The organism is Desertivirga brevis (assembly GCF_017355835.1).
Genome location: NZ_JAFEWF010000002.1, coordinates 413,341 through 428,374 on the forward strand (window position 1 = coordinate 413,341; position 15,034 = coordinate 428,374).

The window sequence follows — 15,034 nt, forward strand, 5'->3', positions numbered from 1 at the left end:
TGGTTTAAAGTTGCATCCCCCTAATCTTTTCTTTTATAGATGGGGACAGTTGAGCAAGGTTCACCATACATAATACTTTTTGCAACTTTAGTTAACCGTGCAGTCAGTTCTACATACGCCGATACCGGGATATTTATTTCTCCGCAGCCTTTTATAACTACGCGTTCATCCTTATACTTCTCGATATCAATAGTATTTATAGCTTTTTCCAAAATAACCGTCTCTAAGGTCTCCAATGAACCAAATACTATTGTGGAAGCATATGATGACATTCTGTTAGCCAAAAGCATATAGGCCCATGTTGGCACGATCGCATCAGAAGAGCATGTTATAGCCACGTGCTTACCCTGATACTGAGTCCAGTCATGTTGCTTAATAAATTCCCTAAAGTCTTTCTCCTTTAATATCAAACCATGGAAAAGATTATCCTTTATGTCATAAACAATTCTTTCCCCCGAAGGATAAATTTCTGCAAGATCAAAGCTGATCAATCCACTTTGAGCTACTTTATTTATTATATTTTCCTGAATTTCCATATCTCGTAAAGTCACTACAAAGGTATTACCAAATGACTTAGAAGGAGTTAAGCTTTTGTAAAATTCTACTTCTTGTATTATCTATATAAATAAAAAAACCGGAAGGTATCCTTCCGGTTTCAATCTTTTATCTGCCGATCCTAGTAGAAGCGGATGCGGTTATCTTTAATCTCTGCTTTATCGCGAAGAACTTCAAATACTTGTCCTTGAGCTCTTTGTTTAACCGATTGAGCAATTTGTTGTTTTTGATTAACTGTATTGGTTAATGGAGCAGGATTTGAGAAGCTGTTTACCACTACCACGTATACTCCTTGTTCTCCAATAATTGGTTTAGATAATTTGTTTGGTTGTAAGCCAAATACTGTTCCAACTACTTTGTTTTCCTGTGCAATACCTGGAATGATAGGATTGGCGAAAACAACATTTTGTGCCGGAGTTGCAGGTTTACCTACTTTTTGCGATACCTGGTTGATCGATGTTCCTGCTTTAGCTAACTGCTCTGAAAGCATGCGTCCTTTAACCCGGTTACGTACCGCTGGCTCTATTTGCTTTTTAACTTTATCAAGTGGTAAAATTCCTTTTTCACGTACGTCTGAAAGTTTTGCCACCACAAAATTATTTCCAAGTTCGTAAACTTTTTCTGTTACATCTCCTTCCTCTGCTTCATATGCCCATCTAATAAGGTCACGAGCATTCTCCAAGCCAGGAATTGCTGACTGAGAAGCAGTTACATTCTCAGCTGCTTGTTTGTTTAGTTTCTGGCTTGTAGCTTCTTTGTCGAAAGCCTTTGCATTGTTAACAGATCCAAGGAAAGACGAAGCTTTTGCATAGGCTGCTTGTTGAGTTTGGTTACTTGCTGCCACGTTTTTATCAACTATAGCGACTTTAGCTACCAAAGAGGAACCAACTTGTTTTTCGATCCTGATAACGTGAACTCCAAATTGAGTGGTCACAATTTTAAGGTCACCAGGCTTTCCATTGAACACCGCTTCTTCAAAAGCTGGTATCATAGCTCCCCTGCCAAAAGTACCTAAATCTCCACCTTTTTCTTTTGTTGCATCTGTACCGAACTTAGTTGCAAGTTCAGCAAAGCTTGTGCCTTTGTTGATGAGAGCAAGAAGAGAATCTGCTTTAGCACGAGCTTTATCAGCACCACCCTCAGTAGCAGGGTTAAGCAAAATATGGCTTGCTTTTACAGAGTCCGGACTTGTTTTAACATCTATAACTTTAGCAATTTTGAAAGCGCCGTTGCTAAATACAGGGCCTACAACAGTACCTACTGGAGATTTGAATACAATAGAGTCTAGTGCCGGATCTAACTGGCCTTTTTTAGCATAGCTTATTGGAGCTTTTGAGTCTGAATTAACGCTAACAAACAATGAATCGTTAGTAGTACTTCTGAAGTCGCCTGCTAATTTAGTTATACCAGTACGAATAGCTGTCGAGTCTGCCTTTGAAGGTCTTGCATCAAAAGTGATGTATTCAAAGTTTCTTGTCTCTTCTCTGTTTTTGAACAGGTTCTTGTTTTCTTCGTAGTATTCCTGATAGTCTCCGTCAGTAAGAGTTACTTTGTTATCAGCTATTGAAGAATAAGGAAGTGTAACATAAGTAAAGTTAGCAAGCTTATTACGGTTGTTATAGTCGTCTCTAGCTTCTAATGATGTCACATAAATACTGTTCTTTACAAGATTATTGTATTTTGAGTATAAACGATCGCGTTTAAGCCCTTGAAGGAAATTCTCCCATTGTTGCTTAATAGCAGTATTTCCAGGTTGAGAATTAAGATTACTCAGAAATGTAGTCAACTGGCTTTTGTCAAACGCACCTGTCTGAGGATTTCCGAAAGTTTGTACAACCTGAGGGTGAGGGTTTTTTCCAAATAGCATATCATTTAGCTCATTCTTACCCACCTCAATACCAAGACGCTTAACTTCTTTTTCTAATAAAATTTCAGATACTGTTTGGTTCCATGTATTCTCAACGATATACGATGTCATCTGAGGGTTTAGATTGCCCCCCATTTGTTGCCTGAAATTAGCTTCATTCTGCTCTACTTTCGCTCTGAACTCTTCTGCACTGATTGTTTTGCCTGCAACTTCTCCCACTTCATTCTGGCTTGCCTGCCAGAAAGGCGTACCAAGGCGCACAGCATCACCGATCAAGAAAGCTACAATTGCTAAACCGATTACCGCTACCAGGATAATACCAGCACGGTTTCGCAAAAAACTCATTATTCCCATATAGTATAAACTTTATTCTATGCTTTAAAAAAGAGGCGCAAGATACAATTTTTACAAAAAAATCCTAATACAAAATAGGAAGCTTGTTTGTTTATTAATTCTTCTTAAACGACTATTGGTTAATTTGTTAGATCTGGTGATTTAAATAGGCATGAATTGCCCGACGTAATGGCAGTTTCTAGTAATTAAGCTTGTCCCCCGTCATTAGGTTCCCGTAAGCTTTGTCAATAATGGGGTTGTCAAAATTCTCATCACTTCTAAAGCCAGAACCATAAATGTTGGTGCCGTCTTGCTTTATAATATTTACTAACTGATTGGAGTAGAACATTCTTTTACTTTCGTCCCAAATAAGCTCTTCGGATTTAAATACATCTCCTTTTACATTTGTAACCACTACATTTTTCCTTAACTCCACCCGCTTCTCATTTTCATAACGGATTCCATAGTCGGCCACCACCCGGCTTGATTCTTCCTGCCTTTCGTCGTAAAAGATTATGGTTAAGCCCTTGGGCATTTCATACCTGTTTTGCTCGGTGTAATGGTTAAGCTCAGGTGTTACTAGTTTCCCTTTTACAATAGCAGAGTCGCTATAAAGAATGGTCACACCAGTTGATTTATCCACGGGGGTGGATGCCTTATTACCTGCTATTCTTTCCACATCTTTCAGGTCATTCTCGCACGCCGAAAAAAGTAGCAATGAAAATATACACGCTATGAATGAAAAGTATTTCAAGCTTAATCAAATTTATAACGCTGGAACCATCTATCATTAAGAGTGAATCCAAGATAAATATTTGCGAACCTGTCTCTCACAAGATTATTCTCAGTTGTACCTCTCTGTCCAAGTTCCACACCTAAATTGATTTTATAGAAGGTCGAACGGTTAGATGGGAGAGGTAATCCTAACCCTAATGAAAGAGCGTACTGATTTATATCTTTATTGTTGATCTCGTTATTGATATATAATTTGTCGTACTTAACACCGAACCTGTAGTCAACTAATTTAAAATAGCTACCTACAGAGGTAATGTCTGGGGTAATTTGCGCACCCACCGCTACTCCTATAGTGTTCGGCAAGTTTGGATTGCTTGTGCCTTCACGGTATTCAGACCATTTTCCCATTGTTAGATCAGCACCCACCAGCCACTTGTTCGTCTCTTCCAATACAAATCCGAAACGATGAGTAGTTGGAAGCTTTAATTTTTGACTCGCTCTCTCGCTGAAATAAGTAGAATCTAAAGCTATATTCTCGTTCCCGCTTGCATCTATAGTATACCTTGCGCTAACAAGGGTAGTATTCAAATTAACGCTTGAACCTGCAGTACCCGAGTAGCCTAGGGTCAATTTATGCTTTTTCGAGATATTGGTAAAGTATTGCATTCCGTAATCAAAGCTTAAACCTCCAATACTCTGTTTAACCTGATTCCTGGAGTTTATAAAAGTTGGGTCATTGGGAAACTCAGTATCCCTGTTTCTCTCCAGCTTTCCGAATAGGTAAGAACCATTGGCTCCAATACTGAAATGCTTTCCTATCTGAACTGCGTAACCTAAATAAGCTTTTGAGATTCCGCCTTTACCATTATGAACTTTGTCTATATCAACCGTATCTAGTATCTTTCCAGATACCCGTGATTTAAAACCCATTGTACTATATGGAAGAAGGCCGAAACTTAAAGCAGAAGTTTTTGTAACCGGGACGGCAAATACAAGGTGATTTAATTCGCCTGTAAAGCTATTCTCGGTAGCCCCTCCTTTAGATAAAGATGTCACGTTTGCATATAAACCGATATCAAACGTTGTTATGCGCACTGCTGAGTAAGAGGCAGGGTTGGCAAGATTAACATTATTATAAGTGCCTGGTTTACGTAAACCGGCAGCGATGCCACCTAAAGAACGGTTCTGAGGAAGTAAAGATTCGCTTAACTGCCCAAGGTTATATTGTGAATAAGGTGAATTGGTTGAGGATTGTGCAAAAGTTTTAATACTTGCAAGCAGACCAACAGCCAGGAATATATTTTTATATAATTTAATCATTTCTCAGTTTTATAACTTCATTCAAACCAATCAGAACTAAATCCGGAACGGTTCTTATATTTTGGGCAAAGATGCTATTTTTCAGCTGCGTATCAAAGAAATTGAAATCCCCGCCACATAGTGCTATTGTTAGATCAGTATATTCTCGTGAAATCGCCTCTATAAAACCAATAGCTTCGTAAATAACTCCGTTTTGTACACCGCTCATCATCGAAGACTGGGTGTCGAATCCATTTTTTTCGTTGAAAGCCGGTTTGAACTCGACTAAAGGTAACTTTCCGGTAAATGAGTGCATTGCTCTATAACGCATATTAATACCTGGGGATATGCTTCCTCCATAATAATTTCTGTCTTTGTCAACAAAATCATAAGTTATGCAAGTACCCGAATCAATTACCAGGCAATTCGTGTTCTTAAAGACACAGCTGGCCCCTATAACTGCAGCAAGACGGTCCAGGCCCAAAGTGCTTGGCGTTTTATAATGCACCTTTACAGGCAGTTTTAAATTTATAGAGAATCTTAGATAGGTTGATATGTATGACAGGTAAGCCTCGATTGCTTCAACTTCTGATCTTACTGTAGAAAGAATGGAGTGACTTATTTTTTCACCTTCTAAAAACTCTTCGATTTGTTGTGGTCCTAACTCCCGGAATGAATAGGTTTTTACAATGCTCGAACCATAAAAAAGCGCGAGTTTTGCAAAGGAGTTACCTATATCAATTACCAGGTTATGCATTTAGATTTTATTAATGCCAGCGAATTAAGTATTTACTTTTGAAGTATGGGTAATACAGCTAAGCCTTACAAAACTATTAAAAAGTAGTTGGTGCGAAGCTTTTAATTTGTTAAAAAAGGTTAAGCGCTTGGGTAAAACGCCGGGTGCTTAAAAGCTTTATACCAGTTGAAAGTAAACAATAAAGCCCAGTAAAATAAGATATAGGCTTTCATAAATCCATTTTTTGCCTGCATACATAAAATAATGAGCCATAAATAGTGATACCGGAGCAACTGTTAATACAAAATGATAGGCATGGTACTCAGATTTTATGTAAAAAGAGAGAATACTGAAAATAGCTGTAATAAAAACAATTAGAAAAGACTTTCTAATATGAACGCTACTTCTGTTAAGCTTAGTTTGGAGGGTGTATATACTTAATACCAGTACTACTAAAACAGGGGCAAGTACTATGTAGTCATATAAGTTCAGCTTAAACAGGGAAGGGAAAGCAGCTGCCAGTGGAACCTTGAGTTGCGCAAATTGTTGAAATGAGTCATTCAAATAATAGGCAGCGGCTAAAAAGAAATAGATAGTTAAAAAGCCAAGGATACCAGAAATCCATTCCCGCCATTCAAAAGGGCGGAAAATAATAAGTGCAATCCAAAGCATTGGCATCATACCAATAAATGGAAAGTAAATCAACGTTCCTATGCCTATTATCATACCCGAATCGTACATAACTGACCGTGCCTCTTCTTTACGGTAGATAGCAAGAAACTTGCTGAATAGCCAAAGCATGAGGAAATTACATAATAAAGCGGGACTAAGGACAACAAAAGGAACCAATAAGCTCGAAACGCTTATGTACATCAGGGCAGGAAGAAAAGACGGTTTCCCCAATAAATTATAATTGTTTATAATCCGGTTAAAGATTACTGCCTGGCTGACGGTAATAATCGTTGCGAAAAAAAGATTTGCTGATGGACTAAATAGTTGATCTGATGGAATAGCGAACAGAGTTCCGGCATAGGTTTCGAATAGAGTAAATTCCAGCCGATCAGGCAACTGCAAAAGTACGCCAATCCTCAGAAAGGCAGCGATAGTAATGATTATTAGGAGGCTGATGGGGTTAAGTCTTCTGAAAAAATCGATCATCCTTTTGCTGCTTCTATTGCTGTGCAATATTACTCAAAACAAGCAAAATATTGATCAGGATTTAGAACTGTAATCTTTTATGACTTTTTCTACAATGCTGCTTGTCTCGTCAGGATAACTAACCATAATAGAATTATCAGTCGCTAACCACTGTTTCAAAGTAGGAATATTATTTTCCCGGAGTTGATAGATTACCGGAACACCAAGGTGTTTTGCTGCAGCAGCATTACAAAGCTGTTCATATTGGTTTTTCATAGGAATCACCATTACTTTTTTTCCAAGGAACAAAGCTTCTGAAGGGCTTTCAAACCCCCCTCCTGTAAGTAGTCCGGCTGAACATGCTAGACTACGGTTGTAGTTTTGGTTATTGATAGGTTGAACAAAAACATTCTTATCGGTATAGATCTGCTTGGAATGCTTTGAAAAGATCTCCCATCTTACTTCAGGTATCTTCTTCAGGTAATCCACCAAAAATTTGTCATGATAAGCAGGAAGGTATACCGTAACATGTCCGAAATTTCGGATTTCCTGATTCCTTATCTCACTCCTGATTACTGGAGTATGGATAAAATCGTCATACTTGTCAAAGTGAAAACCTATTTTGTGTGTCGTGGGAGCATAATGTTTAAATAGAGTTTCTGCCCAATGGAAGCCATCTGATGGACGGGGTGTTTTTTTTGAAAGGAATGCCGCCTGGTGACTTAAGGCAACACTGGGTCGTCCCTGTACCTTGCAGGCCCATGCTGTCACCGGCTCGAAATCATTAATGATCAGATCATAGTTTTTCAGAGGAAGAGAACGAATATCTTTCCATAGCCGCGGTAAATTCATGGCCCTGTAGGTCCTCCAATAGTCAACACCACCTTTTTTTCCAAAAATAAAGCTGAAGCCGTGAAAACGGAATTGCAGGGGAGCATTAGGCAGTACTTCTGCCTGTGTTCCGCTTATCAGGATGTCTACCTGGCCAAAGGTCTTCAATACAGGGATAATTTCCCTGGCCCTGCTAATGTGACCATTGCCAGTACCTTGCACTGCAAATAATATCCGCATTCTTATTCCTTACATTTAATTGGTTCCTGTTGTTTGAACGCTATTTAGCGAAAATATAGAATCAGGAGGTATTATACTAAAAGGTTTCCGTTTTTAATTGTTCAAGTAAGCGCTTAACGTTCAATTTATCATGCAATTCATCGTTCTCTAAGGGAGCTTCATCCTCGTTCCTGTCTTCTGAAAAATGCTGCGAGGAATATTTGTAGATGGACCAACCACCATTCTGATATTCCAGTGCTGTTAAACTTTCCACCCAATCCCCGGAGTTAAGGTACAATGTTTTTCCATTTTCAGTAGCTATTTCCCGGATTTCTGCCTGATGAATATGACCGCAAATTACATAATTGTATCCTTTATCAATGGCAAGGTCGGCGGCAGTGTTTTCAAAATCATTAATAAATTTAACTGCGTCCTTGAATTTTGCTTTAACTTTCTTAGAAAAACTCATCTTCTCTTTGCCAAGGCGCGTTAATATCCAATTGACAAAACTGTTTATGTGAATCAAGGTATCATAACCTATCGCACCAAGTTTCGCCAGCCATTTAGAGTGCTGCATGGTCACATCGAAAACATCTCCATGGAAGATCCATGCCTTTTGGTTGTCCAGGTTTAGAACAAGCTTGTTCGCAAGATGGAAGCTTCCAAAAGAAATATCGGTGAATTTTCTTAGCATCTCATCATGGTTTCCTGTTAGATAATATACCGGAGTTCCGTCAGCAATGAATTTCATTATTTTCCGAACTACCTTCATATGAGCCTCAGGCCAGTAGTTTTTGCTGAACTGCCATATGTCAATTATATCTCCGTTCAGGATTACTGTTTTAGGGTTGATGCTTTTTAGGTATTTTAACAATTCCTTCGCATGACAGCCATATGTGCCCAGATGCACATCTGATATTACTACTACCTCTATTTCTCTCTTAGCCATTTAAAATCAATTGCGGAAGCCGTTAATCTTCGTCATCTGTAAAGATTAATTCAAAATGGTTTAGCACAATGATGAGTAAGATCAATAGCAATAGTAAGATGCCATAACAAATTAAATCGTGGTTTGCCATTCTGGAAGCTAAGCTACATAAGAATGATTAGCAGAAAGTTAAGGTGCGGTAAGGAATATATTAATGTTGAAAATAAATGTAGATAAGTGAATGAAAGGGTAGCGTTTATACACCCTTTCATTCACTTGGAGCGAATATAGTATTACATTCTAAAATCTGCCTCTGATTAAGTTGAGAATATCCTTCTGATATAGATCTTTCAACGAATCGTGTATCTCGGGTGATAAAGAAGGCAGTTCTGAGGATGCAACATTATTTTCTACCTGAGAGATCTTTGTGGCTCCGGGTATTACTGTTGTTACTTCCGGATGATCTAAAATCCATCTTAGTGCCCACTGTGCAGTTCTTTCATCGGGAAGCATTGCTGCTATTTTCTGAGCAAGTTGTACCCCCGTTTGAAATTCTATCCCTGAAAAAGTTTCACCTACATTAAATGCCTCGCCATTAGCGTTGTAACTTCTATGATCATTAGCCTCGAATTTGCTGCTCTCGTTATATTTTCCTGATAGCAGTCCGCTTGCCAGTGGTACCCTTACAATCAAAGCAACATTTTTTTCTTTGGCTTTTGCAAAAAACTCCTCGGCGTAATGTTGGCGGAAGATGTTGAAAATAATTTGAAGTGAAGCTAGGCCTTCTTGTTCAAGGCATAATAAAGCTTCTTCAGCAGTCTCAACACTTACTCCCCAATTTTGAATTAGTTTTTCTTCCTTTAGCCTGCGCAAATGATCGAATACTTTTCCGGAGGCCAGCTCTTCCTGCGGAATACAGTGTAGTTGCTCAAGAAAAAGAGATGGGACATCGAGGTTTTTCAGTGAAGATTCGACATGTTTTTTCATAACATCGTAGCTGAAGTTTTGAGGCCAGCCATTTCCTTCGTCTCCACGGCGTCCCAGCTTTGTCGCTACATAGAGGGTTTTATCAGTAGTTTTTAAAAAACGTCCAATAATGCTTTCGCTGATTCCCATTCCATAAACATCGGCTGTGTCTATGAAATTACCACCAGCATTGACAAAGCTGTTTAATATTTTAAAAGCATCTTCATCCGAAATTTCTCCCCAGTCAGCGCTTCCGAGCTGCCAGGTTCCCAGACCAATTTCTGATACCTCAATTTCTCTGAATTTTCTATATTTCATAACTATTTTTTAGGTCTTAATGCGTTAACATCGGCTAAAGTAACTGCACTTGCTTTATTCCCGAAACTATTTCTAACATAAGTTAACACGTCGGCGATTTGCTGATTTGAGAATTGCGAAACCGGTGGCATCACGTTGGAATAGCTTTCTCCATCTATGTCCTCTCCCTGCATTCCATTAAGGAGAATATTGATTAAGCGTTTCTTGTCGCCTAACACATAGGATGTCTTTATCAACGGCGGGTTCAAATTAGGCACTCCACCTCCGTCAGCCTGATGGCAAGCAACACAAAGAGTTGCATAAACCGCTTTACCCCTTTGTATAGATGCGTTAAGGCTTGTAGTTGCCGTGGGTTTAGTTTGAGGCTTTTTTGTTTGGGCGCCTACAGTAATTGCAATTATCATGGTTAGTAGCAGCAGGCCTGAGTAAACTGTTTTTTTCACCGTATTATTTTGAGTTTTTATTGTATGTAATTTTGAAAATAGTCCCCTTGGTATCGTCGGTTACATAAAGAGATCCATCATTTCCTAAAGCTAAACCGCAAGGGCGGTGTTCGGCTTGCCTTGGACTGTTAACAACATCTACGCCAGAAAAGCCGTTGGCAAAGATCTCCCATTCTCCAGAGGGCTTTCCGTTTGCAAAGGGAACGAAAGCCACAAAGTATCCCTCCTGAGGCTCGGGTGTACGATTCCATGAGCCATGAAATGCAATAAATGCCCCATTCTTATATTTTTCAGGGAATTGACCACCTGTATAAAATAGAAGACCATTAGGAGCCAGATGAGCAGGGAAAGCAACAACAGGGTCTATAAACTTTTTATCCGCCTCCTTATTTCCGTCTCCCCCATATTCCGGAGACAGCATCTTCTTCTTCTTAAACGGATCATAATACATGTATGGCCAGCCCGCGTTGTCGCCTTCTTTCAACTTGTACATGCACTCTGCTGGCAACTGGGCCGATTGCTTGCTATTAAAGAACTGTGGGAACATATCGAGTTGATCTCTCCCATGTTGCATTACATATAAGGCATTATCTTGTTGGTTCCAATCCAGCCCTACCACATTACGTAAACCAGTTGCGTAACGCACCCCGTTTTGATAGCTCTGATTCAATTGATCGGCTTTAAATCTCCAAATTCCGCCCGCAGAATCGAGGATTGGGCAATCGGGCCGGCCCGGGGAGCCAGCTTTTCTGTCCACCTCCTGGCAGGAGTTTGAGTAAGCTCCTATATTCACATAAAGGTTTCCATTATTGTCCAGCGTAATCGACTTTGTCTCATGCTGACGACGGTTGATCAAACCAGTAACAATTTTATCGGGCTTTGAGGGGTCAATAACCCGTTGATTTTTATCCAGTTTGTATCTGAAAACTTCGCTGTTGGATGAAGCATAGAGATAGTCATCCTTTAAGTATAACCCTGTGCCTCCAAAATCTCCAAATCCTGCGCTCTGATTAAACTTACCGTCTCCGTCCTTGTCTTCAAGAAGAATAATTCCTTTACCATCTATGGGCCGAGCAAGCTTTATATAAATTGCGCCATCCTTTGTAGTTGCGATATGACGTGCTCTACCAACATCATCTGCCGCAACAGAGATACTAAAGCCCTGAGGTAATTTGAATTGGCCTGCGCTCTTAGGTGTTTGAGCCTTTGTTATGCTACAGATCAGGGCAAGGCCAAGAGTTGTAATCTTCAAACGAGTGTGATTGTTGTTCATCGTGTTTGAATTATTTATGGTTGAATTTAAATAAACTACAATAGTCATTAAGATTTGAGCTGAAAGCAAAATTATCAAATCTTCAAATCCCCGAGTTGTTTTCCTCGTCGCAAAATCGTTATAATTCACAAGGCGGTTTAATCAAACTGATGAAGCGGGATATTATGCCTGCGCTTATAGTTTCACCACTCGAAACGGTAAATGTAATGGATTCCCGCAAGCTAAAACACTAAGTCCTTTTGAGAAGGAGGTGTAGAATGAATGGTGAATTTAGGGAATGTGATTAAATACTATGGTTTTAGTCGATACTTACCGTCAAGCCTTCTTGTTGGAGTATTTTCCGATAAACTTCGAGCTCTGTAAAGGAGCCTTCAAGTACCTCGCACTTTCCTTTTGTATGCACTGTCCACGCTATTTTTTCAGCCTGATGGTCGGAATAATCAAGATATTTAGTAAGGCAATAAATGACATGATCGAAGGTATTAATCTCATCATTCCAAAGAATAAGACGATGATTAACTTTTAATCCTGCTAAAACTTCTTCAAGAGTAAAAGTTTCTACCTGTGTATCAGTATCAGCCAAACGAATATTCATAAGGCGCAAAATTAGCAAAAAGAATGGAGAGTAAATCTTCTTTTTAGGACTGCTTTGCCGCTAATAATTCTCACATCACTGAAAATCTTAATACCCTCCGTACCAGAGTGCCTTTAGAGTCCAATCCTTCTACGACTACTTTATAGGTTCCGGGTTCGTCTGCAGTATAGAAACTGAACGATGCTTTGCCCTTCTCATCAGTAATAATATCCGGGTTCCAGTAAATAGTATTTCTACGATCTATAACTGGATCCGTATTCGGCTCCGGATAAATCGGGGAGTAAAACTCACGTGCTGAGAATATCCCCTGAGGTTTGAAAGAGGCAATTCCCGGAGACAATCTTCTGTAAGATAGGTTCCGTTCCCCTCGTTTTGTATTTATAATTAATACGCCTCCTCCACCACGAATTCCATATATAGCTACATTACCTGCACTTTTCAAGACCTCTATGCTCTCTACATCTTGTGGAGGGATTATAGAAAGATAAGTTGGGTCTACATACATTCCATCAATTATCAATTGCATTGGAACTAACCCCGAGAATGAGCTGTACATACTTCGGGCAGAGTATGCAATACCATTTTGTACAATTATTCCGGCTACCATTCCCTGAAGGCATTGAGCAAGGTTAAGGCAGTTCATTAACCTATCAGCCTTGATTATTGCATCTGCGTTCCCTGCTCCATTAAGATTACTCGAATTAGTAAGCACCGGTTTTTTTTCCGCTACTTTAACTTCAGCCAACATTATACTTTTTCGCAGTAATCCATTCCTTCTCATTTCATCAAAATCGTCTTTTCTCTTCTTCAAGTAGGCGATCAAGCTTTGGTTTACATTAACTTCTAAACTTGCAGCATTTTTGTTTTTCGTAACCAATTCTCTCGGTAACTCATCAATTTCTATGTAAACATTCCTTTTGCCTTTAGGATTTCTGGCTTGAAGAACAAAAGTAGTGCTGTCGTTAAAACTCAATCCCGGGAATGAGAAGCGTCCCTCTTTGTTCGTTACAGTATCCGTAATAGCAACATTTCCTTTTGCAGGAAGTAGGATCACACTCCCGCCAACTACGGGACTCCCATTAGCATTTACTACCCTGCCGCTTAGTGTTATATTTCTTTCTGCGTTATAGGTGATGTTTGGGTAGGAATTGTTTATAATACTTTTCCAGGAGTATCTGCGCCAACCCTGAGTTAGCATGAGGTTATCAAGATGAGCCTCTTTTTCAGGAGTACGGGGCTCGCTAAAGTAATAGTTGGGCTTTTCGATGTAACCTTTCAGGTCCGAGGTCAGAAGTAGGTTGGAAAGAATAGTTGTCTCATTTATTTCGTCGAAAGGAACAACACTTTCATTGGTAACTGCTACTGATAATGCAGCTCTGGTTGCTTTACCTGAATCTAGCGCTGCGAGGTCCATCGTTACTTTTTGTCTTTTTCCATAGGTGGCCTTATCAACCTTGATACTTAAGTCAAGATCGTTTTTATTAATAAAGACCAGGCGTTCGGCCACCGGCTGATGGTCGGCAGAAAATAGTGTAAGCTGCAGGATCCCCCTTTGAAATCGTTTCTTTGGAATGGTTCCTGAAAAAACCGAATTCTCTATTTTGTTTTTTGAGACATACTGAACTACACCATTACTTGTAGCTATTAGAGTTAGATCGCCCTTGTTTATGAAATTCTCGCTTGCCGTAACTTTAACATAAAGGTTGTCAGGATTACTGTTATTGGCCGAAAGAATATACCCTTCATTTGCTGCTTTAGGCAAATCCACTTGTTTTTCTGATCCATCGGCAAACTTTATGAAGGCTTTGTATGACGAGCCCCTGACAGGTAAAAATAAGAACGAGCCCATACCTCCGTACTCCGATTTAAAATCCGTTATCCGGTTGTTGCTATTATCGCTTATATAACCACTAACTTCACGGCTAAGTCCGTCAGATCCAACCGCTTTAAACCCAATACGCGTTCTAATACCATTAACCATAGTTCCTCCCTCAGGGAAAAACTGGACGTCACTCTCAGCTGATGTGCTTTTTACGGGGAAGGATTTATTAACGGCGGTTTTACTGTCAAGTTTAACAGTAGTATTTATCCTTCCTGCTTTAAGGACAAAAGGTTGATTATTGGTGAACTTTACCTGCAGGTTTCCCTCTGCATCTGTTATGCCTTTTCCGGTGGCTATATTCCTAAAGTCAAGCTGAACAGAGAAGTTCACCTCTTTATTCGCAAAAGGCTTCCCATTAATGTCCTTATATTGTATGTCTGCTACTACATTTTCGCGTACCCCTACTTTTGAGAAGCTATATTTTACTGTGCTTACAACCTGGTTTGTAAGAACATTGCCTACTGCAAATGTTTTATCGAAGAAGAAGTCCTCTCCCTGATTTCTCATCCATGTTGTGTAGGCACGTAGTCTGTAATTACCCTCAGTCAAAGAATCTCCCAAAATGAAATCCCCGCTGCTCATTCCGTTCCTAAGGAGTAATCTAAGGGACTTTTTAATAGAATCCTTTTCATTAATCAGGTCCACATACAGGAATCTGCTCAAGGCAGATAGCTGGTTTTTTTCGCCGATCACCACGTACGCTTTGAACCAGATCGTGTCGCCTACTGTGTAGTAAGGACGGTCCATATGCAAGTGGACTTTTTCTACAACATTTTCAGATGTATATTTAGTAAGTTTAGTAATGAGGTTTTTGAGAGGATCGTCCTCCGTCCGGATAAAGCTAAAGCAAAGACAAGTGCTGACAAGAAGACTCATCAGCAACCATATATTTCGACGGTTCATGTGGCTTATAAATT

Annotated in this window: 13 protein-coding genes; all 13 read right to left on the bottom strand. The window is 39.5% G+C overall.

From position 1 onward, the window contains the following. Nucleotides 1-20: 20 nt before the first annotated feature. The 13 genes from J4N25_RS09725 to J4N25_RS09785 all read right to left on the bottom strand — a co-directional run bounded on the left by J4N25_RS09725 (nt 21) and on the right by J4N25_RS09785 (nt 15,020). Nucleotides 21-536 carry a DUF2480 family protein gene (locus tag J4N25_RS09725; protein ID WP_207421997.1) on the bottom strand — a complete coding sequence of 172 codons (516 nt, stop codon included), beginning with the start codon at nt 534-536 and terminating at the stop codon, nt 21-23. A gap of 140 nt (nt 537-676) precedes the next feature. Further along, nucleotides 677-2,767: a SurA N-terminal domain-containing protein gene (locus J4N25_RS09730; RefSeq protein WP_369410847.1), complete on the bottom strand. Its 2,091-nt coding sequence runs from the start codon at nt 2,765-2,767 to the stop codon at nt 677-679. A 187-nt stretch (nt 2,768-2,954) separates the two neighbouring features. Continuing rightward, nucleotides 2,955-3,509, bottom strand: a complete 555-nt coding sequence (gene lptC / locus J4N25_RS09735) for an LPS export ABC transporter periplasmic protein LptC (RefSeq protein WP_207421999.1) — start codon at nt 3,507-3,509, stop codon at nt 2,955-2,957. Nucleotides 3,510-3,511: 2 nt separating this feature from the next. Then, nucleotides 3,512-4,810, bottom strand: a complete 1,299-nt coding sequence (bamG, locus tag J4N25_RS09740; protein WP_207422000.1) for a BamG family beta-barrel-assembly machinery protein — start codon at nt 4,808-4,810, stop codon at nt 3,512-3,514. Next, a complete protein-coding gene (locus tag J4N25_RS09745; protein ID WP_207422001.1) occupies nt 4,803-5,546 on the bottom strand; it encodes a type III pantothenate kinase in 744 nt (247 codons plus the stop codon). The genes bamG and J4N25_RS09745 overlap by 8 nt, the downstream gene beginning before the upstream one ends. A gap of 156 nt (nt 5,547-5,702) precedes the next feature. After that, the gene (locus J4N25_RS09750; RefSeq protein ID WP_207422002.1) at nt 5,703-6,683 is read right to left on the bottom strand and encodes a DUF6427 family protein; all 981 of its coding nucleotides are present in this window, start codon (nt 6,681-6,683) and stop codon (nt 5,703-5,705) included. Between the two features lie 54 nt (nt 6,684-6,737). Continuing rightward, nucleotides 6,738-7,733: a glycosyltransferase family protein gene (locus J4N25_RS09755; protein ID WP_207422003.1), complete on the bottom strand. Its 996-nt coding sequence runs from the start codon at nt 7,731-7,733 to the stop codon at nt 6,738-6,740. Nucleotides 7,734-7,809: 76 nt separating this feature from the next. Beyond that, nucleotides 7,810-8,661, bottom strand: coding sequence for a UDP-2,3-diacylglucosamine diphosphatase (locus J4N25_RS09760; RefSeq protein ID WP_207422004.1), 852 nt, complete (start codon nt 8,659-8,661; stop codon nt 7,810-7,812). 279 nt (nt 8,662-8,940) lie between these two features. Beyond that, complete coding sequence (locus J4N25_RS09765; RefSeq protein WP_207422005.1) at nt 8,941-9,924, bottom strand: aldo/keto reductase; 984 nt, start codon at nt 9,922-9,924, stop codon at nt 8,941-8,943. Between the two features lie 2 nt (nt 9,925-9,926). Continuing rightward, complete coding sequence (locus J4N25_RS09770; protein WP_369410848.1) at nt 9,927-10,367, bottom strand: c-type cytochrome; 441 nt, start codon at nt 10,365-10,367, stop codon at nt 9,927-9,929. A 4-nt stretch (nt 10,368-10,371) separates the two neighbouring features. Beyond that, nucleotides 10,372-11,688, bottom strand: a complete 1,317-nt coding sequence (locus tag J4N25_RS09775; protein WP_242695846.1) for a PQQ-dependent sugar dehydrogenase — start codon at nt 11,686-11,688, stop codon at nt 10,372-10,374. A 250-nt stretch (nt 11,689-11,938) separates the two neighbouring features. Further along, nucleotides 11,939-12,235 carry an ATP-dependent Clp protease adaptor ClpS gene (locus tag J4N25_RS09780; RefSeq protein ID WP_207422006.1) on the bottom strand — a complete coding sequence of 99 codons (297 nt, stop codon included), beginning with the start codon at nt 12,233-12,235 and terminating at the stop codon, nt 11,939-11,941. 70 nt (nt 12,236-12,305) lie between these two features. Continuing rightward, nucleotides 12,306-15,020 carry an Ig-like domain-containing protein gene (locus J4N25_RS09785; protein WP_207422007.1) on the bottom strand — a complete coding sequence of 905 codons (2,715 nt, stop codon included), beginning with the start codon at nt 15,018-15,020 and terminating at the stop codon, nt 12,306-12,308. Nucleotides 15,021-15,034: the final 14 nt, after the last annotated feature.